The organism is Streptomyces sp. NPDC005551 (assembly GCF_042871785.1).
Lineage (GTDB): Bacteria > Actinomycetota > Actinomycetes > Streptomycetales > Streptomycetaceae > Streptomyces.
In genome coordinates this window covers 58,445-80,873 of sequence record NZ_JBIAJE010000003.1, presented here as the reverse complement: position 1 = coordinate 80,873, position 22,429 = coordinate 58,445, and the positions used below count along the sequence as shown (strand labels likewise).

Here is a 22,429-nt window from a genome sequence, read left to right as displayed (position 1 = left end):
CACCCACACGAAAGGAGGCACGAGAGATGACGGGTGACGAGCGCTCCGTGGTGATCTTCCCGGGGGCGGGTTCCTTCGGCGGTGAGTTCCGGGCGCTGGGTGACGTGTTCGGAGCGAGGTGCACGGTGGTGCGCTACCCCGGCCGCACCGGTCGCGACGCCGGGAAGCCGCCCGACTCCTTCGACGCGGTCGTCGCGTCGTGCACCGAGCAGATCACCGGCCTGCCCGGCACACGGCCGGTACTGTTCGGGCACAGCTACGGCGCCTACGTCGCCTACGCGACGGCGCTCGTGCTCGCCGGGAGCGGCGTCGAGGTGGACGCGCTGGTGGTCGCCGGGGCGTCGGCCCCCGACCTGCTGCGCGTACCGCCCGGGGCGACGGACTCGCCCGAGGCCGCCGCGGCCTACCTCGCCGCCGTCGACCCCGGGCAGTGGGCCGCCACCGCGCCGGAGTGGCGCGAGGTGGTCGCCGAGACGGTTCAGCAGGATCTGGCCCTGCTCGCCGGTTTCACCCCGTCCGCGCCACCGGCGCGCGTCCCCTGCCCGGTCCTGGCCGTCCGCGGTGCCGAGGACCCGCTGGCCGACGACGCCTCGGTGGGGCAGTGGCGACGCTTCACACGGACGGAATGCGTCCAGCGGACGTTCGCCGGCGGGCACTCCGGCCTCCTCGCGTCCACCGAACTCACCGGCTGGCTCCGCGCCGAACTGGGCGTCGGCGCGGGATAGGAAGTCCGTCCGGGGCCATTCAGGGAGTGCGGGGCGCCCGGGCGGCCGTCCCCCCGGAGATTCGTACCCGGCCCGGACCGCCACCGTGTCTAACCTCGACGCATGATCACTTGCGTTGTGCGCTACGTCATCGATCCGGCGAAGACGGAGGCGTTCGAGCGGTTCGGCCGCCGCTGGATGGAACTGGTCGACGCCAACGGCGGTACGCACCACGGCTACTACCTTCCCGCCGAGGGGGCGAGCGACGAGGCGCTGGCGTTGTTCAGCTTCTCCAGCCTCGCCGCCTACGAGGAGTACCGCGCGCTGTTCGGCGTGCACGTGGACTTCGTCGAGGCCGACCGCATCCGCGACGAGAGCGGGTGCGTGCTGCGCTACGAGCGCACTTTCATGCGACCGCTGCTGCCCGGCGCGCAGAATCAGACCTGACCGACCTTGTCGAGCAGCTGCGGGCCGTTGTTGCGGACGCTGTTGACGGCCGTGGTGACCGGCCGGGTCTCCAGATGGCCGTCCGCGGGCCGGCCCAGCAGGGAGCGCAGTTCGTCGGGGTCCCGGTGGTGGGGGTCGAGCCAGGCGTCGTAGTGGTCCGGGGTGAGCGCCAGCGGCATGCGCGGGTGCACACGGCCGGCCGCGTCGGTGGCCTCGGTGGTGATGATGGTGCAGGTCATCAGCCAGGCGGCCGGGTCGTCGTCCTGCTCGACGGCCGGGTCGCGCCAGTACTCGTAGAGTCCGGCCAGCGCCATGACCTGGTCGTCCTCGGGGTGGATGAAGTACGGCTGCTTGCGCGTCCTGCCGGTGTCGGGGTCCTGGCTCGCCTGCCACTCGTAGAATCCGTCCGCCGGCAGCAGACAGCGGCGCCTGAGGAACGCGCGGCGAAAGGCGGGCTTCTCGTGGACCGTCTCCACCCGCGCGTTGATCATCCGGGCGCCGGCCTTCACGTCCTTCGCCCAGGAGGGCACCAGTCCCCACCGCAGCGGCCGCAACTGCCGCTCCGCTGACGCGGGTTCGTCCTGGCCGCGAGCGGCCCGCTCGAGGACGGCCCACACCTCGTCGGTCGGCGCGACATTCCAGTTCGGCGCCAGGCTCTCCTGGGCGCGCCAGTCGGCGACCTGGAAGAGCTGGACCAGGTCCTCGGGGCTGCGGGTGGAGACGTAGCGACCACACATGCCACCACTGTGCCATCGCCCGCCCCGTCGGGAGCGCCCTTCACCGACCCGTGTCGGCCGACCGGCGGGGGAGACGTTCCCGCGGAGGCCGGCGTGGTCATGGCGTCCGAACGCCCACGAAAACTCCTGTGCGCCCGCTCGCACCTCTCTGCGATCATCCCGGAATGGCGCACAGTTTCGAATCGCTTGTCATCCGGCACACCCATCGCCTTCCCTCTCCTCAGGGCTCCACCGGGGAAGGGGCCGGCGCCGCACGCCAGTTCGACGCGGCGCTGACCTCTGTGGGCTTCAAGCTCTCGGCGGAGCTGCTGGAGCGGCTTTCGGGACTGTCCGAGGCAGCGGTCGTGCACACCGCCCGACGGACATTGCGCACGGTGAGCGAGATGGCGGGCGACCACGTCCGCCACAACGCGTACTTCATCGACTTCCCGGCGAACGTGCCCGACACCGAGGAGTTCTGGATGCGGTGCGTGGCGCAGGCGCTCGGCGACGACTCGTCGCGCGAGAACGTCCTGACGCAACTGGCGCACGGGGTGCTGAACCTGCTCAGCCTTCCCGCATACGGCCGCTATCAGCACACCTACGAGGAAATGCTCGCGGCGCAGGACGAGCTGATCGCCTCGGCGGGCGACCGGGTGACCGTCCTGCACCTCGGCAGGGACCTGGACGACGAACTCACGGACCTGTACCTGGCCCTGGCGGGCAGCACGACGCCCCTGGGCGAGGACCACCTGCACGACCTCAGGACCCTCGCCGCGCGGTGCGCGCTCGGCCCGCAGCCGGAATCGATCCCGGTCCGCGAGAACCGGGCGGTCGTGAACGAGGCACGGCTCGCTGTCGGTGCGGACCTCCTGCTGGACACCGTCACCGATGTGCTGCGGCTTGCCTGCGCCCTGTCGGGCGGCGACGTCACCCTGCAGGAACCGACCCGGTTCCGGGCACTCTCACGGCCGCAGCGCCGTGCTCTGCTCGCGGGCCTCGACGCGGTGGTCGCGGCGAACCCCGCCAAGCTCGCCGACGTGCACGCGCACCGCGAACCCTTCAAACGGCTCGGTGAGCGCCTGCACCCGCACGAGTACCCGCGCTGGCCGCACGCCGCCGACGTGTTCGCCGTCGCACGGGGCGAGAAGGAGGCGCGGTCCTTCGACAGCCGTGTCGAGCAGCTGCTCGACGCGTCCGACGTCCCCGGCGCCGTGCGGCTGCTCAAGTCCGCTCCCGGCAAGCTGTTCCGCGCCCTGGACCTCCTGTTGCGGATCGCCGGCGACCAGGAGCAGCGGGACGCGGTGGTGGACGCCGCGGTGCAGGTTGCTCCCGAAGTCTCCGGCCGGGTCGTGCTGTCGGTCCGCGAGCACTTCCAGAACCGGGAACGCGAGGCCGGCGAACCCCGGATCTTCGTCAACCGCCGGGGCCGCGGGTGGGTCACCTCCGACGTCCGGCCACCGGTCCCGGCCGCGGACCGCGACCGCCTTCTCGCCGCCCTCGACGACGAGATGCGCCGCAGGCTCCCGGCACCGGACCGGCTGCTGCTCGACCCCGACATCCTCGACGTGGCACTCCCGCTCAGCGGCAGGGCGACGGCAGCCGGGCTCGGCGTACTGCCACGCGGTTCGGTGTCCGCGGTCCAAGGCGATCAGCTGCGCTTCTTCGTGTACTGGAAGGAGGCCGGGCAGCGGACCGACTACGACCTCTCGGCACTTCTTCTCCACACCGACTACAGCACGGACTGCTGGCTGTCCTACACCTCCCTCAGGGCTGTCGGGGGCCGGCACTCGGGAGATGTGACTCAGGCGCCCGACGGCGCTTCCGAGTTCATCAGCCTGTCCCTGGACCGGGTGCGCAGCGCCTTCATCGTGCCGCAGGTCAACATCTACGCCGGTGAGAGCTTCGAGGAGGTCGAGGAGTCGTTCTTCGGCTTCATGCTGCGGGACGGTGAGCAGAAGGGCCGGCCTTTCGAGCCGCGCACGGTCCGTATGAAGTCGGAGCTTCGCGGGGCGGGGCGCGTGGCGCTGCCGCTGGTGTTCCGGCGGGAGGACGACGGCCGTTGGCGGGCGAAGTGGCTGCACCTCTATCTGAAGGGCATCTCGGCGGCCAACAGGGTCGAGGAGAACCAGATCTCGGTCTCCAAGGTGGTGCGCGCCCTCGTGGAGCGCGATTATCTGACAGTGCGTCACCTCATCGGGCTGATGTCGGACGACACCACGGCCGTGAGGATGTGGGACGGCGGCGCGGTCCCGGACGAGCCGGTGCTGTACGTCGGTCTCGAACGTCCTGAGGGCCTGCACCCGGACTCCCGGGTCATCACCCTCGAAAATCTCCGCGACTTGATCCCGGGCTGAGTGCTAGCGTTGCCCAAGGCGAGGCCATGAAGGGGCTTCCTTCTCAATTCCCTTTCTGAAACAAGTTCCTTCGCTCTCCTCGCCGCCGACTCCGACGGGGAGGCGCCCACGGCGCCTCCCCGTTTTCGCTGCGCGGCCCGTCAGGCCGGGAGCTGCTCCTGGTAGCGCTCCAGTGCGGGTGCCGTCTTCGTGGCGAAGAACTCCGTGATCCGGTACGCGCACACCCCGGCCTTCGTGAAGGGGTCCGCCTCCGCGATCTGCTCGGCACGGGCGCGGTCGACGCCGGCCGCGATCAGTATCCCGCCGTCACGCGGTTCCTTGCGGCCGGAGGCGATGACGACGCCCTCCTCGTAAAGGGTGCCGAGCCATGCCACGTGTGCCCGGAGGTGTTCCTCGACGCGCTCGAGGGGTGCCGTGTAGGTCAATTCCATTACGAACATGACCGGAAGGTTAGTGGGATGCCTACGTGGCGCCCGCGCCCGGAGGGGTCGTTCCGTACCCGCCCGTGGTGAGGTCGCGTCGGTAGCGCGTGCCGGGGCGCCCGTCGAGGGTGATGTCCTCGACGCCGGTGAACCCGTTGCGGGTGAGGACTGCGCGTGAGGCCGGGTTGTCCTGCGTGGTGCACGCGGTGAGGGTGATGAGCCGGTAACGGGTGGCGGCCAGTCGGCACACTTCGGTGACCGCGGCGCGGGCGACACCACGGCCCGTGGCGTGCTGCGCGATGCGGTAGCCGAGTTCGGCGCTGCCGTTCTCGACGTCGACGAGGTTGACGCGGCCCAGCAAGGTGCCCCGGTCGTCGACGACGAGGTGGAAGTGGCAGGTGCCGGCGTCCTGCTCCGCCAGGAGCGCCCGGTGGCGGTCGGTGAACTCGGCGAAGTAACCGTCCCCGCGGTCGGGCACACTGCGGGCGAAGTACGCGCGGTTCTCCTGCTCGAAGGCCAGCAGGGCAGGTGCGTGATCGGCCCGCAGTCGCTCCAGCTTCGTCATGCAGGACAGCATACGAACCCGGAGATCACGCGCAGGGAGTCCTGACCGGGATGGCACAGTGCTGGAGCCGAGGGTCTGGCCCGGGGCCGGTTCCCGGTGGAGGTGCCGGGGTTCCCGTGCCGGCGCCGGGCCCCGGTCCCGGACCAGGCCGGTCGGGTACCCATGGTGGGGCTGGTGGTAACGGGCAGTTGGGCACAAAGGGTGTGCGGGTGTTCGACGGAAACGGGTGGGGGCGCACCGGTTGTCGGTGCGCCCCCACCCGTGGGTCGGCTGTGTGCGGCTGTTACCAGCGGTACCAGCGGCCTCGGCTGCCGCTTGCTCCGGTGGAGCGTGCGAAGAAGCCGACCAGCCAGATGACCAGGACGATCACGGCGATCCACCAGAGTGCCTTGAGGGCGAACCCGGCACCGAAGAGGATCAGGGCGAGCAGAAGAACGAGAAGCAGGGGAACCATAGTTATCAACCTCCGTTCCGCCGTATGCCCCGCCCGATCACCCGCACACCTGGAACTTTCCCGCGGCTCCGCGGCCAGTCGGCGGCCTCCGGGCCTTCCGAGTGGGTCAGGCGGCCTCAGTGGCGTCGCCCGCGTCCTCCTGCCCCCGGTCGCGGTGGATCGGCGTCCGCGAACCGGTGAGCGGCAGACCCGTGCCGCCACTCCGGGCCGCGATGATCTCCGCCGCGATCGACAGCGCGGTCTCCTCGGGCGTCCGGGCTCCGAGGTCGAGGCCGATCGGCGACCTCAGGCGCGCCAACTCCGCGTCCGACAGACCGATGTCCCGCAGCCGCCGCTCACGGTCCGCATGGGTCCGGCGCGAACCCATCGCTCCGACGAACGCGACCGGCATCCGCAGCGCCTGCTTCAGCAGGGGGACGTCGAACTTGGCGTCATGGGTGAGTACGCACAGGACCGTGCGACCGTCGGTGGAGGTGCGTCGCAGGTAGCGGTGCGGCCAGTCGACGACGAGTTCGTCCGCCTCGGGGAAGCGGGCCCGGGTGGCGAAGACGGGGCGGGCGTCGCACACCGTGACGTGGTAGCCGAGGAACTTCCCGGCCCGGACGAGCGCCGCGGCGAAGTCGATCGCGCCGAACACGATCATGCGGGGCGGCGGCACGTTCGACTCGACGAGCAGGGTGAGCCCGCCGGGGCAGTGTGTCCCGTCCTCCGCGAGTTCGAGGGTGCCGGTGCGTCCGGCGTCCAGCATCGCCCGGGCTTCGGCCGCGGCGGTCCGGTCCAGTTCCGGGGAGCCGCTGCCGTACGACCCCTCGTACGATCCGTCGGGGTGCACCAGCAGGGCCCTGCCCAGCAGTTCGGCCGGGCCCCGGACGATCCGCGCGAGGGCCCTGGGCTCACCCGAAGCCGCGGCCGACAGAGCCGACCGGAACAGTTCACGGGCCGGTGCCCCCGCGGCGACCGGCGTGACCATGATGTCGAGGGTTCCGCCGCAGGTCAGCCCTACGGCGAAGGCGTCCTCGTCGCTGTAGCCGAACCGCTCCAGGACGGTCTCGCCGTCCTGGAGGGCCTGGACGCACAGGTCGTACACGGCACCTTCCACACAGCCGCCGGAGACCGAGCCGATGACCGTGCCGGCGCTGTCGACGGCGAGGGCCGCGCCCGGGCCGCGTGGCGCGCTCCCGCCGACGACCACCACGGTGGCGACGGCGAACTCCCGGCCTTCCTCGAACCAGAGGGCCAGCTCGTCGGCGATGTCAAGCATGTGCGGCCGCTCCCAGGACGCGGTCGGGCCGGATGGGCAGGGCGCGGTGACGTACACCGGTCGCGTGCCACACGGCGTTGGCGATCGCCGCCGCGGCGCCCACGATGCCGATCTCGCCGATGCCCTTGATGCCGACCGGGTCATCGGGGTCCGGGTCGTCCACCCAGTCCGCTTCGACGAGGGGTACGTCGGCGTGCGTGGCGACGTGGTAGCCCGCGAGGTCGGCGCCGTAGTGGGCGCCCGTGATCCGGTCCCTGACGGCCTCCTCGTGCAGGGCCATGGAGATGCCCCAGATCATTCCGCCGGTGAACTGGCCGCGGGCCGTCAGCGGGTTGACGATGCGGCCGGCGGCGAAGATGCCGAGCATGCGGCGGACCCGCACCTCTCCGGTGGTCACGTCGACGGCGACCTCGGCGAACTGCGCCCCGAACGAGTGCCGTTCCTTCTGCGCGAGGGCGCCGACGGCCGCGGTGGTGTCCGACCGTACGGTGATGCCCTCCGCCGGGATGCCGTCGCTCAGGGCGAGCCGCTCCCGCAGTTCCCCGGCCGCGGCCGTGACCGCCCAGGCCCACGACCGGGTGCCCATCGAGCCGCCGGCGATCATCGCCGGGCCGAAGTCGCTGTCACCGATCCGTACGCGTACCCGGTCGGTCGGTACCCGCAGAGCGTCCGCGGCGATCAGGGTGAGTGCGGTCCGTGCGCCTGTTCCGATGTCCGCGGCGCTGATCCGCACGGTGAAGGTGCCGTCGGCCTCCGCGGTGGCGGCAGCCGTGGACGGGGCGGCTCCGACGAAGAAGGAGGCCGCCGCGGTGCCGGTGCCGAGCAGCCAGCGACCGTCCCGGCGCAGTCCGGGGCGCGGGTCCCGGTCCGCCCAGCCGAACCGGCGGGCACCCTCCCGGAAGCAGGCGGGCAGATTGCGGGTGCTGAACGGCAGCCCGGACACCGGACCCACCTCGGGCTCGTTGCGCAGGCGCAGCTCGATCGGGTCGATGCCGCACTTCTCGGCGAGTTCGTCGAGCGCCGACTCCAGCGCGAACGACCCCGGCGCCTCACCGGGAGCACGCATGAACGTCGGTGTCGGCACATCGAGCCGTACGACCCGGTTGGCGGTGCGATGGGCGGGCGCGTCGTACATGACCCGGGCCACGCCGGCGCTCGCCTCGATGAAGTCGTGCACGGTCGAGGTCCGGCTCAGGGAACTGTGCTCCAGCGCGCGCAGCCGTCCGTCGGGGTCGGCGCCGAGCCGGATGCGCTGGACGGTGGGGCTGCGGTATCCGGCGAGCGAGAACATCTGACGTCGTGTCATGACGACGCGGACGGGGCGTGCCAGGACGGTGGCCGCCATCACGGCGGCCACCTGGTGCGCGCGGAGGCCCTTGCTTCCGAAGCCGCCGCCGACGTGCTCGGACCGCACCCGCACGGACGAGGCGTCGAGCGAGAACATCTTCGCGAGTTCGTCCGCGACCCACACCGCGCCCTGGTTGGAGTCCACCACCTCCAGCCGGCCGTCGTCCCACAGGGCCGTCGCCGCATGGGGTTCCATCGGGTTGTGGTGCTCCTCCGGAGTGGAGTACTCGGCGTCCAGGACCACGGCGGAGGACGCGAGTTCGGCCTGGAGGTCGCCCTTCTCCGTCTCCGCCGGGCCGCCCGGTCCGGGCATCGTGTACGCGTCCGGGTGCCCACCGGAGAAGGCGACGTCGTGCGGTTCCTCCTCGTAGTGGACCACCAGTGCTTCCGCTGCCTCCCGGGCCTGCTCGGAGGTCTCGGCGACGACCAGCGCCACCGGCCAGCCCGCGTGCGGCACCCGGTCGTGCTGGAACACGGCGGCGGTCGGGTCCGGCGACATCCCGAGCATGCCCACGTAGTCGATGTCGACGCGCGGGGCGTTCCCGTGATGCAGGACGGTCAGGACGCCCGGCATCTCCAGGACCGGGGCGGTCTCCACCGACCGGACGCGGCCCCGCGTGACCGTCGACAGCACCAGCCATCCGTGTGCCAGCTCGGCGAAGGGGATCTCTCCCGCGTAGCGGGCCGCTCCGGTGACCTTGTCGCGGCCCTCAACGCGGGTGTGTGCGGTTCCGACGGCGTTCCTCGTCGCGGTGGCCCCGGTCGTGGTCGTGGTCATCGGGAGGCCTCCTCGGCGAGTTCGCTCAGCACGGCGACGGTGAGATTGCGCATCAGTGTCACCTTGTATCCGTTGTGCGACAGCGGCCTGGCGGCCGCGAGTTCAGCGTCTGCGGCCGCGGCGAAGGCCGCGGCCTCGGCCGGCCCGCCGGTCAGGGCCTGTTCGGCCGTACGGGCCCGCCAGGGCCGGGACGCGACCGCCCCGAACGCGAGGCGCACCTCCTGTACGACGCCGTCCCGCACGTCGAGCGCGGCAGCGACCGAACCGATCGCGAAGGCGTACGAGGCCCGCTCGCGCACCTTGCGGTAGCGGGAGTTGGCGCTCACCGCAGCGGGCGGAAGGGTGACGCCGGTGATCAGTGCACCCGGTGGAAGGGCTGTCTCCAGGTGCGGGGTGTCACCCACCGGGAGATACAGGTCGTTGAGGGGCAACCGGCCCTTCCCGTCCGCCGTTTCGTAGGAGACGAGGGCATCGAGAGCCGTCAGTGCGACCCCCAGATCGGAGGGGTGGGTCGCCACGCAGTGGTCGGAAGCACCCAGCACCGCGTGGTTGTGGTGCTCACCCTTGATCGCGGGGCAACCGCTGCCGGGGACGCGCTTGTTGCAGGGCTTGGTGACGTCGGCGAAGTAGCCGCAGCGGGTGCGCTGCAGCAGGTTGCCGCCGACGGTCGCCATGTTGCGCAGCTGCCCGGAGGCGCCGGCCAGTACCGCCTGGCTCAGGGCGGGGTAGCGGCTGCGGACGGCGGAGTGCGCCGCGAGGTCGCTGTTGGTGACGGTCGCACCGATGTGCAGCCCGCCGTCCTCGGTCGATTCGATGGCGTCCAGGGGGAGTTCGCGTATGTCGACGAGGCGGCCGGGCCGTTCCACGCCCGTCTTCATCAGATCGACGAGATTGGTTCCTCCGCCGAGGAACCGGGCGTCCGGGTCGGCGTCGAGCAGGGCGAGGGCGCCGGGGACGTCGACAGCGCGCTCGTACCGGAACTCCTTCATGCCGACGCCCCTTCCTGCTGTGCGGGCCGTGTGTCCTTCGCGGTCCGGTCGCCGTCCGCTGCGCGGGCGTTTCGGGCGTCGGCCTCGGCGGCACGGGCGACCGCCCGCACGATCGACACGTACGCGCCGCAGCGGCACAGGTTGCCACTCATCCGTTCTCGTATCTCTTCGGGGGTCAGCGGCGGCGGCCCCGCCTCGGGACGTACGTCGTCGGTGACGGCGCTCGGCCAGCCGGCGGCGTGTTCCTCGATGACGGCGACGGCCGAGCAGATCTGGCCAGGCGTGCAGTAGCCGCACTGATAGCCGTCGAGATCGAGGAACGCCTGCTGCACGGGGTGTAGTTGCTCACCCTCGGCGATGCCTTCGATGGTGGTGATCTCCCGGCCTTCGGCCGCCACCGCCAGTTGCAGGCAGGCGACGGCCCGGCGTTTGTCGACGAGGACGGTGCAGGCCCCGCACTGCCCCTGGTCGCAGCCCTTCTTGGTGCCGGTCAGATCGAGGCGCTCGCGCAGTGCGTCGAGCAGGGTGGTGCGGTGGTCGACGGTCAGCGTGTGCTTCTCGCCGTTGATGTTCAGGGTGACGGCGCTGTACGTCGACGAAGGTGCTGGGGCCATGATCAGCCTTCTTTCGCATTCCGGACCACCTCGCGGAGACGGTCCGGCAGCAGAGGAATCGGAAGACGCTAAGACGTGTGCAGGAGGGGCCTGGGATGTGTCGGCGGCTGTGGGGGAGGCCACGCCCCGCGGAGCGAGGGCAGGCCGGAAGCAGGGAGGATGCCGTGAGGAAGACCGGGGCCGACCATCACCGGCTGTCCCGGCCGGCCGCCCACCCGCTAGGGTGAGCCCAACCGGACAATTGTCCGCTCACCTGGAAACGTAGTGGACAGTTGTCCGCTTAGCAAGGACAGGTTTCGGCCACGCGACCATGAGGAGGACGAGTGCAGCAGAAGAAGGACGCACCGCTGCGCTCGGACGCGCAACGGAACCGCGAGCGGATCCTTGAAGTGGCCCTGGCGGAGCTGACACGCTGTGCGGACGTGCCTCTCAGCGTGATCGCCAAGAAGGCGGGCGTCGGGCAGGGCACGTTCTATCGCAACTTTCCCAGCCGCGAGGCTCTCGTCCTGGAGCTCTACCGGCACGAGATGCGGCAGGTCGCCGACGCCGCCCACGAGTTGCTCAAAACGCATGAGCCCGTCCGGGCCCTGCGTGAGTGGATGGATCACCTCGCCCGGTTCGCCATGACCAAGGCCGGCCTCGCGGACGCGATCCGCCAGGCCACCAGCGCGCCGGGCAGCCCGGCGAAGCCGGGACACACCCCCGTGACCTCCGCTGCGGAGCTCCTGCTGCGCACCAACGAGGAGGCCGGCACGATCCGCCCGGGAGTGACCGGGGACGACTTCTTCCTCGCGATCGCCGGTCTGTGGCAGCTCGACCCCCACGGAGACTGGCAGTCGCGCGCCGGCCGCCTTCTGGACCTCGTCATGGACGGACTGCGCGCGGGGGCCTCCGGCCGCCGGGAGAGCTGAGACGGGACCCGAAAGGACCGGCCGGGGGGCCCGCTGTCCGACAGGGCAGGACGCGAGGGGGATCGGCGCGTGCGCTCCGCTGAAACGCGGACCCGTCAGGCGAACCAGTGGGGGGAGCCGGATCCGAGCTGGCGGGGAGGGGAAGTCGGGGGCGACGCGGCGGGGAGCCTGGGCAGGTGGCGGTCGGACGCGGGTTCCGAGTGGAGGATCCACTCGAGTTCGCGCTGGATCCGGCGGGCCTCGGTACGGACCTGAAGGGGTATGTCGCCGCGTTCGGAGATCAGCTGGGCGTAGATCGGTGCGTCATGCACGAGTGGTGCTTCTCCTCGAATTGGGATGCCTGGCGTGGCTTCAACTGTAAGGCTGCCGCGTCGAAGTGGCGGTCGGCCTTCCCGTTCGGCCGGATCCTGAGGCCGCGTGCCCGCTGCACAGCGCCCTGTGCGCAGCGCCCTGGCCAAGTGGGGCGACGATGCCGCCGACTTATTGAGCGTCAGAATGCCGCCGCGCAGGGCGGAACGACGCCGGCGGCTCGCACCGCACCCGTAAATGATGGCATGAAGCCGGACTTTCACCGTTTGTAATGATTGGCTGCGGTCCCCGCCGGGCGGCTGCTCTACTGGACGGTGGTATGCGCACGGTCCCGACCAGCCAAGAGCGGGTCCGGGCCGGGTCGTTGCTGCCATCGTGGTGGACAGGGATATGCGTCACGGTCAGGGGCGGTGGCATGGGACGGAACGCCAGGTGGTTGGTGGCGGGGCTGGTGACGGCGGCGGCCTTCGCCGTACCGGCATGGGTGAGCGGGGCGGTGGTGCTGCCCTCGCTGCTCGAGGATCCCGCGATCCGCTGGTCACTGGCTTCCGCCCTGGGCGCGGTGCTGGGCTCGCTGGGCGTCCTGTGGGGCCATGCCTTCGCCACCCGGGCCTCCACAGCCGGACGTACGGATTCCTCGGTCCAGGCCACAGGAGAACGCTCCGCCGCCGTCGGCGGGGACAACTGGGCTCCTGTTACCACCGGCGACACCACGGCGCCCGCCCCGCCCACGGCTGCCCCGCCGCTTGAACACCCGCTCGCCGCGGGTCCACCGCCGCTCACGCCCACGGCGGGGACGGCGTCCGCCACGGGGGACCGCGCGATCGGCGTCGGCGGGAGCAATTCGGGCCCTCTGTCCACTGGCGACCAGCCCAGGAACCCCCTTCCATGAGGTGGCCCTCCCGGCGGACGAGCCGGCCGCCGCCACCCGGCACCGGCCCCGGCGCACAGGTGGCGGCGAATGCCGAACGGGCCGCCGCCATCGGGCGCGACAACTACGCCCCGGTGCTGACCGGTGACCACTCCACCGCGGTGTCCCTGCCCTCCGAGGCACTGCGTCCGCCCGATCAGGTCCCGGCCCGGGCCGGGCTGGACACCCAGGCAGCGCGTCCGGACCTGTTCGTCGGCCGCACGCGTGAACTGGACCGACTCGACGCGGCGTTCGCCGCCCCCGGCGGGCCCGTCGCCCAGGCCGTGCACGGCCTGGGCGGCATCGGCAAGAGCACCCTGGCCGTGCACTGGACCGCCACCCGCCCCCACCACTGCGCCCCCGTCCGGTGGATTGCCGCCGACACCCCAGACGGCGTGCAGCACGGCCTCGCGGACCTGGCCAGCGCCCTGCAACCGGCCCTCACCACCGCTGCCCTGCCCCTCAAAGAGCTGGCGGAGTGGGCTATGCAGTGGCTGGCGAGCCACACCGGCTGGCTGCTGATCCTGGACAACGTCAACGACCCCGCTCACATTGCCCCGCTCCTGGCCCGCACTCACGCACAGGGGCGCTACCTGATCACCAGCCGCCTCGCCACCGTATGGCACCACGCCCCCGAGGCCGTACGCCTGGACGTCCTGGACGAGACCGACGCACTCGACCTGCTCACGCGCATTGCCCTGAGCACCGCTCCCGGGCGGGATCTGGACGGCGCCGACGACCTGTGCGCGGAGCTGGGACTGCTGCCACTGGCCGTCGAACAGGCAGCCGCCTACCTCGCGCAGAACGCGCTCACCACCCCCCGCGCCTACCTCGCACTCCTCAACGACTACCCGGCGGCGATGTACGGCTCCGGCGCCGTCGGCATTACCCCACGTGAGCGCACCATCGCCCGGATCTGGCACGTGACCCTGAGACAGATCACCAGACTTCAGCCCCAGGCCGCCGACCTGCTGCGCCTGCTGGCCTGGTACGCGCCCGACCGGATTCCCGTCACCCTCCTGGACGGCCTGGCCGACCCGCCCGACCTCAACGAGGCGCTCGGTCTCCTGACCGCCTACAGCATGATCACCCCCGCCCCGGCCACCAACACCCTCACCGTCCACCGGCTCGTCCAGGCCCTCACCCGCACCCCCGACCCCGACGACCCCCACCGCACCCCGCACCTCATCGACCAGGCCCGCACCCACGCCACCATCCAGCTGAACACCGCCCTGCCCACCATTTGGAGTGCCCCCGACACCTGGCCCACCTGGCACCCTGCTCCCCCACGTCAACGCCCTGGTTGCCCACGCACCCGCCGACACGGACGACGCCACAACCGTCCACCTCCTCAACCGCACCGGGCAATTCCTCGACAATCAGGGCCAGCTCACCCGGGCGCTCAGCCACCTCCGACGCGCTGTGACCGACGCCGTGCGGGTGCTGGGGGAGGACCACCCCGACACCCTGACCTCCCGCAACAACCTGGCCAACGCCTACCAGGCGGCGGGGGATCTGGGGCGGGCCATCCCGCTGCACCAGCAGACCCTCACCGACCTGGTGCGGGTACTGGGGGAGGACCACCCGGACACCCTGACCTCCCGCAACAACCTTGCCGACGCCTACCAGGCGGCGGGGGACCTGGAACGGGCCATCCCGCTGTACGAACAGACCCTCACCGCCACCGTGCGGGTTCTCGGCGAGGACCACCCCTCCACGCTGGCCTCCCGCAACAACCTCGCCGACGCCTACCAGGCGGCGGGGGACCTGGAACAGGCCGTCCCGCTGCACGAACAGACCCTCACCGACCTGGTGCGGGTACTGGGGGAGGACCACCCCGACACCCTGGCCTCCCGCAACAACCTGGCCGGCGCCTACCAGGCGGCGGGGGACGTGGAACGGGCCATCCCGCTGTACCAGCAGACCCTCACCGCCTGCGAACGGGTGCTGGGCGAGGAGCATCCGATCACGAGGGCGGTACGGGACAACCTCACTTCGGCCAACACCCAGCACAGCGGCCGCACCCTGCGGTCGTGATCGCCGTGTCACAGGCCGCGTGATCGCCGTGTCACAGGCCGAGCGGTGCACCGACCCTGCGACGCCGTCCGGCGCGAGGTCCGCTCCCTCTTCGTCACCTCGCCGGCACCGGACGGCTTCTTCGCTCCAGCACGGCGGCCGTCTCCTGGCTCTGGCTAAGACTCGCGGACCGGAGCGTCCACCGCGGGCCGGCCCCCGCCGTTGTCCGCGCCGAGGCCCGCGAGCAGGCGCAGTCCGTCCTCGGCGGGGCTGCCGGGGGCCGCGTGCAGCACCAGCAGCTCCATGCCTGATTCGTTCGGCAGCGCGAAGTTCTCATGGTGCAGTTCCAGCAGTCCGACCAAAGGGTGCCGGTACGTCTTGCGTCCGTGGGTGCGGGCGCGCACGTCCGCGCGGGCCCAGAGGCGACGGAAGCGTTCACTGCCCATCGCCAGTTCGCCGATGAGTGAGGCCAGGCGGGGATCCTCGGGGTATTTGCCAGCGGCCAGGCGCAGGTGCCCGACCGCGTCGAGGGTGCAGTTCTCCCAGCCCGCGTACAGGCCGCGCTCGGCTTCCTCGAGGAAGATGTGCCGGGCGGTGTTCAGGCCCGGCATCGGGCGGCCGTAGAGGAGTCCGGCGAGGCGGTTCCCGGCGAGTACGTCCATGCGGTGGTTCATGATCAGCGCGGGTGCGTCGACTACCAGGTCCAGGACGCGCAGTAGCTCCGGCCGGACCCGCCCGCTCGGTGCCTTCGCGTGGTGGCGGCGCTGTCGGACAAGCCGGTAGAGGTGTCCGCGTTCGGTCTCGTCGAGGTCGAGGACGCGGGCGAGCGCGTCGAGGACCTGCTCGGAGGGCTGGGTCGCGCGGCCCTGCTCCAGGCGTACGTAGTAGTCGACGCTGACTCCGGACAGGTGCGCGACCTCTTCGCGGCGCAGCCCTTCGACCCGGCGGCGGCTGTCGGTGGGGATGCCGGCGGCCGCCGGGTCGACCCGGGAACGCCGGGTCCGCAGGAAGCCCGCGAGATCGTCCATGTGCCCAGTATGGCTTCGGCAGGGGCCCGTGAGGGTGGTCCTGCCGTTACCAGGAAGTCCCGTCCGACGGATGAGGGGCCCCTGAATGCCGGACGGCGGGACGTCCAGGATCGGAGGCATCCGATCCGAAGGAGTTCCCATGAAGACGCTGATCGTCTACGCCCACCCGGAGCCGAAGTCGCTCAACGGCTCGCTGAAGGATCTCGCGGTGTCCACGCTGGAGAGCGCCGGGCACGAGGTACGGGTGAGCGATCTGTACGCGATGAACTGGAAGGCGGTCGTGGACGCCACGGACTACGGGCCCGACGCATCGAGCCCGCTGAAGGTCGCCCGGGACTCGGGCCGGGCCTTCGACGCCGGGACGCTCACGCCGGACGTCCGCACCGAGCAGGAGAAGCTGCTGTGGGCCGACACGATCATCTTCCAGTTCCCGCTGTGGTGGTACACGATGCCCGCGATCCTCAAGGGCTGGGTGGACCGGGTGTTCACCTTCCACTTCGCGTACGGCGTCGGCGAGCACAGCGACACGAAGTACGGCGAGCGCTTCGGCGAAGGCACCCTCGCGGGCCGGAAGGCCGTGCTGTCGGTGACCGTCGGCGGCCCGGAGCCGCACTACGCCGCTCGCGGGATCGGCGGGCCCATCGACGATCTGCTGTTCCCGATCCAGCACGGCATCCTCTACTACCCGGGCATCGAGGTGCTGCCGCCGTTCGTGCTGTACGGCGCCGACCGGACGACCGCCGAGGACTACCCGGACATCGCCAAGGCCTGGGAACAGCGCCTGCTGGCCTTGGAGTCGACCGAGCCGATCGCGTTCCGGCGGCAGAACTTCGGCGACTACGAGATCCCCTCGCTGCACCTGAAGGAGGGACTGGAACCGGCGGGCCGCACGGGTTTCGGGCTGCACGTGCGCGGCTGACCGCCGACGCGGACAGGGAGCCGGGGTGCGTTGAGGGCCGTGTGCCGCGCAACGTATCAGCGGGCGCTCACGCGAACGTCGGCTGATACGTCGGCGGGTGCTGGCGCGCGGCGTCCGTCAGCCCAGCACCTTCACGGCCTGGTAGTACGTCCATGCCGTGCTGTCGCAGGTGGTCTTCGTGGCGCCGCTGTACCGGGCGCAGACACGCTTGAGGTCCTCGTAGAAGGCGCTGTCGACGCGGGGCTTGTTGGCGGTGAAGGTGCCGGCGGCCTTGTAGTTGCGGTAGCCGAAGTCGTGCCGTGCGCAGGAGGTGCTGAAGGGGAAGCCGAGGGGGTTGTCCGGCGAGGTGGAGCAGTAGTCGGTGGACCAGTCGAACCCGTAGGCCGTCCAGGCGGACTGGTTGGCCCGGGCGGCGGTCCAGGCGCTGTAGCTCGACGCGCTGGTCTGCGTCCAGCCGGCCAGCACTTGCGCCTTGTCGGCGGGTGCTGCGTCGGCGGTCGCGGCGCCGGCGATGACGGTAGTGACGGCCAGCGCCGAGGCGGCGAGTCCGGTGGCGAGTCTGCGGTGCATTCCCACACCTCCACGAGGCTGCGGTCCGCCTCTCGGACCGCAGGTTCATGTCAAGATGATGTGCTTCCCGGGCACCCCTTCACACCTCTGCCGCCCCACGGAATCGTGAACTCCACTCGCATTCGAGGCGCGGACGAGCGGGAGTGCGGGGCTGCGACGTCCGTGCGACAACCGGGCTTCTCGCAACCGGTGTTGGCGGCGGCGCGTGTCTCACGCCGGTCCCTTGTGCGTCAACCCCTCTGACCCTTCGGCCTACCCCGGCATGGCACGGCATCGTGACCGTTACGCAGCCGGGTTGCGAGCACTACGGACGTACCGGGCCGACATCACCGAGGTGTTGCGGAAGCTCGGCACCAAGGGTGGTGAGGCGAGTCGAGTACGCCGCGGCGTCCGGTACTACTGTCCCGGGCATGGTCGAACACGATGCCTTCAGCGCCACCCGCGAGGCCTACGACGCCGCTGCCACCACCTACGCGCAACTGTTCCGCGACACGCTCCGCGACAGCCCCCTGGACCGTGCGGTACTGGCGGTTTTCGCCGAAGCCGTACGAACGAGTGGCGGCGGTCAGGTCGCGGACCTAGGGTGTGGGCCCGGTCATGTCACCGCCCATCTGGACGAGTTGGGGCTGACGGCGTTCGGGGTCGACGCCTCTCCCGTGATGATCGAGCTGGCACGCCAGGCATATCCGGGCTTGCGGTTCGACGTGGGCTCGATGGCCGCGTTGGGCATCGCCGACGGAACGCTGGGCGGCGTACTCTCCCGCTGGTCGATCATCCACACTCCGCCGCACGAACTTCCCGCCGTCCTCGCCGAGTTCCATCGTGTGCTGGGACCGGACGGCCACCTTCTGATCTGCTTCTCGGCTAGCGACGATCCGTCTCACGCGACGCAGGTCTTCGATCACGCGGTCGCGCCGGCTTACCGGTGGTCGCCCGATCACCTCGCAGGGATGCTGCGCAGTTCCGGGCTGGCCGAGGTGGCCCGGATGATCCGGGAACCCCAGCCCACCGACCGGCGGCAGTTCCGCGAGGTTCAGCTGCTCGCCCGCAAGGCGTAGCCACCGGCGCCCCCCAACGGATCACCACCGTTTGCGGCCCGCTCGCCCCGGACGCTGAATGGACTCGTGCGGCGACACCCCGGCGCGGGACGAGGCCGTGCCGCCCACCGGACGTTCACACCGGGTGGCCGTCGCCGGGACCCTGCTGATGATCGCCGGCCTGTTCGGGTACGAGAAGGGCGTCAGCGATGAGGACGAGCACGGAAGACCGCCACGCCGGGGGAGGGCGGCAACTCGTACGGCGGTGGCGCCAGACGGCGAGGACGCATCTCACGCCGGTGCAGCGGTCCCTGCTGATGACCTGGGTGTCTTTCGGAGTCACCTTCGGCACCGTCAGGGTCATCACCCACGGCATCCGCGGAGGTTGGCTGCCCTGGGGCAACATGTCCGTCGGCGGGGAGCACCTGCATCACTACAACTTCGGCATCGCCGCACTGACCGGCGTAGGTCTGATCGCCGTCCGCGGGGACGAGCGGGCCGTCGGACACCCGGTCGTCGCCACCGCCTACGGCTGCGGCACCGCGCTCATCTGCGACGAGTTCGCGCTACTGCTCGATCTGCGCGACGACTACTGGGGCGAGCGGGGACGCCTCAGTGTCGACGTCTCCCTGGGGGCGATGTCCGCGCTGGGCGCCTACCTGACGGCCAAGCCGTTCTGGCACGAGATCGTGAAGATCACCGGGGTCCACGTGGCGGCCGCGGCGAAGCGCAACGTCCGCGCCGTCACCTGACGCCGCGCGTCTGCTCAGACGCGCCGCCGTCGCCTCCGGCGTTCCTCCACGGTCATCGCTCCCCACACGCCGTCGCGTTCGCCGTTGCGCAGAGCCCAGGCGCCGCATGCCCTCACGACGGGACACCGGTGGCAGACCGCACGGGCCCGCTCGATCTGCTGCCGCGACAGGCCGTCCTCGCCGACCGGGAAGAAGAGTTCCGGATCCTCGGAACGGCAGGCGGCCAGCTCGCGCCAGTTCATGCACAGCCTCCCTTCCGGTCCGTCGCGCGGCCTGCGCCACCGCGGGGCAGCGGCCACCGGCCGTCGTGGGGAGAAGGTACTGAGTGAACCATCGAAACCTCCGCCGGTCTCTTGGCCCGCCCACGGGCAGGCGAGTGTCGCGGCGCCTCACGGCACCGCGCGACCCGGCAGGGTGAAGAGAAATATATGCAATATATCCCGTTTGGTCCATACCGCAGGACCTGCCGTGAGCTGCCCGTCCTCACCGTGCTCGAACGACTCGTCGCGGCTCCGCGCACCACTCCCTGCAGCGGTCACCGACGCGGGCGGCGAGCAGGGGCGCCCGCGCCGTCTGGCGCCGCAACACGTCGGTGATCGCGTGCGCCTCGATGCCCGCCTGACGAAGGACACCTGGCAGGGGATCGGTGTATCCGGCGAAGTGCGGGCGCGCGGCCTCCGGATGGGTTCGCGCGCCTACGGCGAGTGGCCGCCCGGCCTCGTCGAGTACGCCCGGGAACACCGGTGCCCTTCCGCTGATCTTCATCGCCCCCAGCATGCGTGGGGGAGCGGACCCGGTGGTCGAGGGAGGTGTCATACCCCTAGTACCTGAGAGCTACCTCCAAGGACACCTCCCCAGGGGGGCGCGGGCGACGGTCCGTGATCCTTAACTTTTCCTCCAGCGAAGCCCGATGGCCGGGCGAAGCGGTCGGGGAGGCGCGGGGCGATGGGGGTCGGGGCGGGGTGGTTCGCCGTACGAGGGCGCAGCAGGCGTGCAGGGGGCGCAACGGTCGGTGCGGCGGGCCGACGGGAAGGTGGCAGGCCGGAGCGTGACGGCGGAGCACCGCGCGGGCCCGGGGTGCGCGAGGGCGCACCGGCCCGTGACGGCACAACCGTCCACGCCCGGCGACGGGTCCGTGCCCTGCTGGCCGTCCTGGTCACCGCGGCCGTCGTCGTGCCGCTCACGGCCGCGGTCCGGCCGCGCATTCCCGCCCCGGCCCCCGCCGACCTGGCACCGGTGACGGCGTCGACCCTGGAGGGGGCGTACGCGGCCAACCGGGCCAACGCCGCGCTGGCGGCCCGCATGGCGGCCGGCCACGGGGACCGGCACCGCGCCTCGGCCGACCGTGCGCTCGCGCGGCCCTCCCGCAGACTCCTGTCCTTCGACGGCCGCGGTTCCGGCCGGGCGGCCGAAGTGTTCGGCGACCTGCCCCACGCCCGCCACGTCGCCGTGCTCGTGCCCGGCTCGGACACCTCGCTGGACACTTACGAGCGGCTCCACGCCGCCGCGGTGTCCCTCCGCAGGGCACTCGCCCGGCAGGGACCGGCCGGCACCGGCACCGCGGTGATCGCCTGGCTCGGCTACACCACTCCGGGCACCGTCAGCACCACCGCGCTGACCCCCGACCGGGCCGACGAAGCGGCCCCGGACCTGCGGGATCTCGTGAGCACCACCCGCCGCATCGCCGGCCCGGACACCCGGATCACGCTCCTGTGCCATTCGTACGGCTCGGTCGTGTGCGGGCGGGCCGCCGACCGTCTGGACGTGGCGGAGCTGGTCCTCCTCGCGAGTCCGGGCACGGGCAGGGACTCGGCGGCGGACCTGGGGACCCGGGCGCGGGTGTGGGCGGCGCGCGGCGGCGGCGACTGGGTCGCGGAGGTCCCGCATGCCGACGTCGGCCTGTTCGGCACGACGATCGGCTTCGGCAGGGACCCGCTGTCGCCGGCCTTCGGTGCCCGGGTGTTCTCCGCCGGAGACGGCGGACACAGCGACTACTTCCAGCCGGGATCGATCTGTCTGGCCAACGTCGTCCGGATCGTCCTCGGCCGGACGGGGGAGGTCACCCGTGGTTGAGAAGACCGCCGGCCGCCCCGTGCGGCGGCGCCTCCTCCCGTCCTCCTCCGGAATCCGGGCGGCGGTCGGCCGGCTGGACGCGGCCACCCCGCCCGGCCGGGACCGGGCCGTCGACGCACTGCGTGCCCTGGCGATCCTCGGCGTCGTACTCGGCCACTGGCTGGTGACCGCGCTCGTCGCCGACGGGGGTGCCCTGCGCGCCGAGAGCCCGCTGGGCCACATGCCCTGGCTGGCCCCGGTGTCCTGGCTGTTCCAGACACTCGCGGTGTTCTTCATGGTGGGCGGCCATGTGGCGACGAGGAGCCACGCCTCGGCCCGGGCGGCCGGCGGGACGTACGGCCGCTGGCTGCGGACCCGCCTGGCCCGCCTGTTCCTGCCGGTGCTCGCCATGACGACCGTGTGGACGGCGGCCTCGACGTGTCTGCTGCTCGGCGGCGCGTCCTTCGCCACCGTGCACACGGTGGCGAAGCTGGCGCTGTCACCGCTGTGGTTCCTGCTGGTGTTCGCGGGCCTCACGGCGGCGACCCCGCTGCTGGCCCGCCTCAACCCGCTGTGGCCGCTGGCCGTGACCCTCCATGTGGACCTGGTCCGCTTCGGTCTGGACGGCCCGTCCTGGCTCGGCCGGGTGAACGTGGCGGCGGGCTGGCTCGTGCCGTACACGCTGGGCGCGGCCTGGACGCGCGGGGAACTGGAGGGCAGGCGTGCGGGCTGGATCCTGTGCGGGGCGGGGACGGCGGCGACGGTGGTTCTCGTGGTCCGGGCAGGCTATCCGGCGTCGATGGTCGGCGTGCCCGGCGCGGCCGTGTCCAACCTCGACCCGCCGACGCTCGCGGCGGTCACCTTCGGACTGGCCCAGTGCGGCGCGGCCCTGCTGCTGCGCGACCGGCTGCGGCGGAGCATGCGCAGACCGCCGGTCTGGGCGGCAGTGGCCCTGGTGAACCTGTCCGCGATGACGGTGTTCCTCTGGCACCAGACCGCCCTCATGGCGACCACGGCCACCGGTCTCCTGGCGGGCCGCCTGTCCGGCCTGCACACGGTGCCCGACGAACTGGACTGGGTGGGCGCCCGGCTGCTCTGGCTGCCGGTCTTCGCCGCGGTGCTGGCGGTGTGCTGGGCGGCGTTCCACGGCTTCGAGAGCCGCGGCAAGCGGCCTCCGAGGCCGGGTGCGGCCGCATCGCGGGTGGTCCGTGCCGGAGGACTGCGGGAGAACCCGGAGCTGCGGGAGGCCGGCCGTGCTTAGGGTGGGGTTG

Annotated in this window: 23 protein-coding genes and 1 pseudogene; 11 read left to right on the top strand and 13 right to left on the bottom strand. The window is 71.6% G+C overall.

The features are described 5' to 3' along the window. The first annotated feature begins 26 nt into the window (after positions 1-26). Positions 27-725 (top strand): thioesterase II family protein, encoded by a 699-nt coding sequence (locus ACFYP4_RS08620; RefSeq protein ID WP_388784018.1) that lies wholly within the window; start codon positions 27-29, stop codon positions 723-725. Positions 726-827: 102 nt separating this feature from the next. Further along, positions 828-1,151, top strand: a complete 324-nt coding sequence (locus ACFYP4_RS08615; RefSeq protein ID WP_358852336.1) for an NIPSNAP family protein — start codon at positions 828-830, stop codon at positions 1,149-1,151. On the opposite strand, the gene ACFYP4_RS08610 is transcribed toward ACFYP4_RS08615, so the two are convergent. After that, positions 1,142-1,888 (bottom strand): SOS response-associated peptidase, encoded by a 747-nt coding sequence (locus ACFYP4_RS08610; RefSeq protein WP_388784014.1) that lies wholly within the window; start codon positions 1,886-1,888, stop codon positions 1,142-1,144. The genes ACFYP4_RS08615 and ACFYP4_RS08610 overlap by 10 nt on opposite strands. A 164-nt stretch (positions 1,889-2,052) precedes the next feature. Here ACFYP4_RS08610 and ACFYP4_RS08605 point away from each other — a divergent pair, with 164 nt between their 5' ends. Beyond that, positions 2,053-4,224 carry a hypothetical protein gene (locus ACFYP4_RS08605; protein WP_388784011.1) on the top strand — a complete coding sequence of 724 codons (2,172 nt, stop codon included), beginning with the start codon at positions 2,053-2,055 and terminating at the stop codon, positions 4,222-4,224. Between the two features lie 140 nt (positions 4,225-4,364). On the opposite strand, the gene ACFYP4_RS08600 is transcribed toward ACFYP4_RS08605, so the two are convergent. The 7 genes from ACFYP4_RS08600 to ACFYP4_RS08570 all read right to left on the bottom strand — a co-directional run bounded on the left by ACFYP4_RS08600 (position 4,365) and on the right by ACFYP4_RS08570 (position 10,654). After that, positions 4,365-4,664 (bottom strand): YciI family protein, encoded by a 300-nt coding sequence (locus ACFYP4_RS08600; protein ID WP_358852333.1) that lies wholly within the window; start codon positions 4,662-4,664, stop codon positions 4,365-4,367. 22 nt (positions 4,665-4,686) lie between these two features. Next, on the bottom strand, positions 4,687-5,211 hold the full coding sequence (locus tag ACFYP4_RS08595; protein ID WP_358852332.1) for a GNAT family N-acetyltransferase: 525 nt from the start codon (positions 5,209-5,211) through the stop codon (positions 4,687-4,689). Positions 5,212-5,494: 283 nt separating this feature from the next. Then, positions 5,495-5,665, bottom strand: a complete 171-nt coding sequence (locus tag ACFYP4_RS08590) for a DUF5670 family protein (protein ID WP_358852507.1) — start codon at positions 5,663-5,665, stop codon at positions 5,495-5,497. Positions 5,666-5,771: 106 nt separating this feature from the next. Next, positions 5,772-6,926, bottom strand: a complete 1,155-nt coding sequence (locus tag ACFYP4_RS08585; protein ID WP_388784005.1) for an XdhC family protein — start codon at positions 6,924-6,926, stop codon at positions 5,772-5,774. After that, positions 6,919-9,051 carry a xanthine dehydrogenase family protein molybdopterin-binding subunit gene (locus ACFYP4_RS08580; RefSeq protein WP_388784003.1) on the bottom strand — a complete coding sequence of 711 codons (2,133 nt, stop codon included), beginning with the start codon at positions 9,049-9,051 and terminating at the stop codon, positions 6,919-6,921. The genes ACFYP4_RS08585 and ACFYP4_RS08580 overlap by 8 nt, the downstream gene beginning before the upstream one ends. Continuing rightward, the gene (locus ACFYP4_RS08575; protein WP_358854450.1) at positions 9,048-10,040 is read right to left on the bottom strand and encodes a xanthine dehydrogenase family protein subunit M; all 993 of its coding nucleotides are present in this window, start codon (positions 10,038-10,040) and stop codon (positions 9,048-9,050) included. Before ACFYP4_RS08575 ends, ACFYP4_RS08580 begins: the two co-directional genes overlap by 4 nt. Continuing rightward, positions 10,037-10,654 carry a 2Fe-2S iron-sulfur cluster-binding protein gene (locus ACFYP4_RS08570; protein WP_358854451.1) on the bottom strand — a complete coding sequence of 206 codons (618 nt, stop codon included), beginning with the start codon at positions 10,652-10,654 and terminating at the stop codon, positions 10,037-10,039. Before ACFYP4_RS08570 ends, ACFYP4_RS08575 begins: the two co-directional genes overlap by 4 nt. A gap of 323 nt (positions 10,655-10,977) precedes the next feature. Here ACFYP4_RS08570 and ACFYP4_RS08565 point away from each other — a divergent pair, with 323 nt between their 5' ends. Continuing rightward, entirely contained in the window at positions 10,978-11,565 is a 588-nt protein-coding gene (locus ACFYP4_RS08565) for a TetR/AcrR family transcriptional regulator (protein WP_388783999.1), read from the top strand. Between the two features lie 95 nt (positions 11,566-11,660). Here ACFYP4_RS08565 and ACFYP4_RS08560 read toward each other — a convergent pair whose 3' ends face one another. Continuing rightward, positions 11,661-11,876 (bottom strand): hypothetical protein, encoded by a 216-nt coding sequence (locus tag ACFYP4_RS08560; RefSeq protein WP_358854453.1) that lies wholly within the window; start codon positions 11,874-11,876, stop codon positions 11,661-11,663. Between the two features lie 886 nt (positions 11,877-12,762). Here ACFYP4_RS08560 and ACFYP4_RS08555 point away from each other — a divergent pair. Continuing rightward, positions 12,763-13,530 (top strand): annotated as a pseudogene (locus ACFYP4_RS08555) (NB-ARC domain-containing protein); the annotation flags it as partial. A gap of 502 nt (positions 13,531-14,032) precedes the next feature. Next, a complete protein-coding gene (locus ACFYP4_RS08550; protein ID WP_388783995.1) occupies positions 14,033-14,821 on the top strand; it encodes a tetratricopeptide repeat protein in 789 nt (262 codons plus the stop codon). Positions 14,822-14,976: 155 nt separating this feature from the next. Here ACFYP4_RS08550 and ACFYP4_RS08545 read toward each other — a convergent pair whose 3' ends face one another. Beyond that, entirely contained in the window at positions 14,977-15,828 is an 852-nt protein-coding gene (locus ACFYP4_RS08545) for a helix-turn-helix transcriptional regulator (protein WP_388783992.1), read from the bottom strand. Between the two features lie 139 nt (positions 15,829-15,967). On the opposite strand from ACFYP4_RS08545, the gene ACFYP4_RS08540 reads away from it, so the two are divergent. Then, the gene (locus ACFYP4_RS08540; protein ID WP_388783989.1) at positions 15,968-16,747 is read left to right on the top strand and encodes an NAD(P)H-dependent oxidoreductase; all 780 of its coding nucleotides are present in this window, start codon (positions 15,968-15,970) and stop codon (positions 16,745-16,747) included. 117 nt (positions 16,748-16,864) lie between these two features. Here the strand turns inward: ACFYP4_RS08540 and ACFYP4_RS08535 are convergent, their stop codons facing one another. Next, a complete protein-coding gene (locus ACFYP4_RS08535) occupies positions 16,865-17,317 on the bottom strand; it encodes a phospholipase (RefSeq protein ID WP_358854458.1) in 453 nt (150 codons plus the stop codon). Positions 17,318-17,727: 410 nt separating this feature from the next. Here ACFYP4_RS08535 and ACFYP4_RS08530 point away from each other — a divergent pair, with 410 nt between their 5' ends. After that, positions 17,728-18,375 (top strand): class I SAM-dependent methyltransferase, encoded by a 648-nt coding sequence (locus ACFYP4_RS08530; RefSeq protein WP_358854459.1) that lies wholly within the window; start codon positions 17,728-17,730, stop codon positions 18,373-18,375. Between the two features lie 188 nt (positions 18,376-18,563). Then, on the top strand, positions 18,564-19,106 hold the full coding sequence (locus ACFYP4_RS08525; RefSeq protein ID WP_388783985.1) for a hypothetical protein: 543 nt from the start codon (positions 18,564-18,566) through the stop codon (positions 19,104-19,106). A gap of 14 nt (positions 19,107-19,120) precedes the next feature. Here ACFYP4_RS08525 and ACFYP4_RS08520 read toward each other — a convergent pair whose 3' ends face one another. Next, positions 19,121-19,348, bottom strand: a complete 228-nt coding sequence (locus tag ACFYP4_RS08520) for a WhiB family transcriptional regulator (RefSeq protein ID WP_358854461.1) — start codon at positions 19,346-19,348, stop codon at positions 19,121-19,123. 241 nt (positions 19,349-19,589) lie between these two features. After that, a complete protein-coding gene (locus ACFYP4_RS08515; protein WP_388783982.1) occupies positions 19,590-19,871 on the bottom strand; it encodes a hypothetical protein in 282 nt (93 codons plus the stop codon). A gap of 312 nt (positions 19,872-20,183) precedes the next feature. Here ACFYP4_RS08515 and ACFYP4_RS08510 point away from each other — a divergent pair, with 312 nt between their 5' ends. Together ACFYP4_RS08510 and ACFYP4_RS08505 are read left to right on the top strand one after the other, a co-directional pair. After that, entirely contained in the window at positions 20,184-21,179 is a 996-nt protein-coding gene (locus ACFYP4_RS08510; protein ID WP_388783979.1) for an alpha/beta hydrolase, read from the top strand. Continuing rightward, a complete protein-coding gene (locus ACFYP4_RS08505) occupies positions 21,172-22,419 on the top strand; it encodes an acyltransferase (RefSeq protein ID WP_388783976.1) in 1,248 nt (415 codons plus the stop codon). Before ACFYP4_RS08510 ends, ACFYP4_RS08505 begins: the two co-directional genes overlap by 8 nt. The last annotated feature ends 10 nt before the right edge of the window (positions 22,420-22,429 follow it).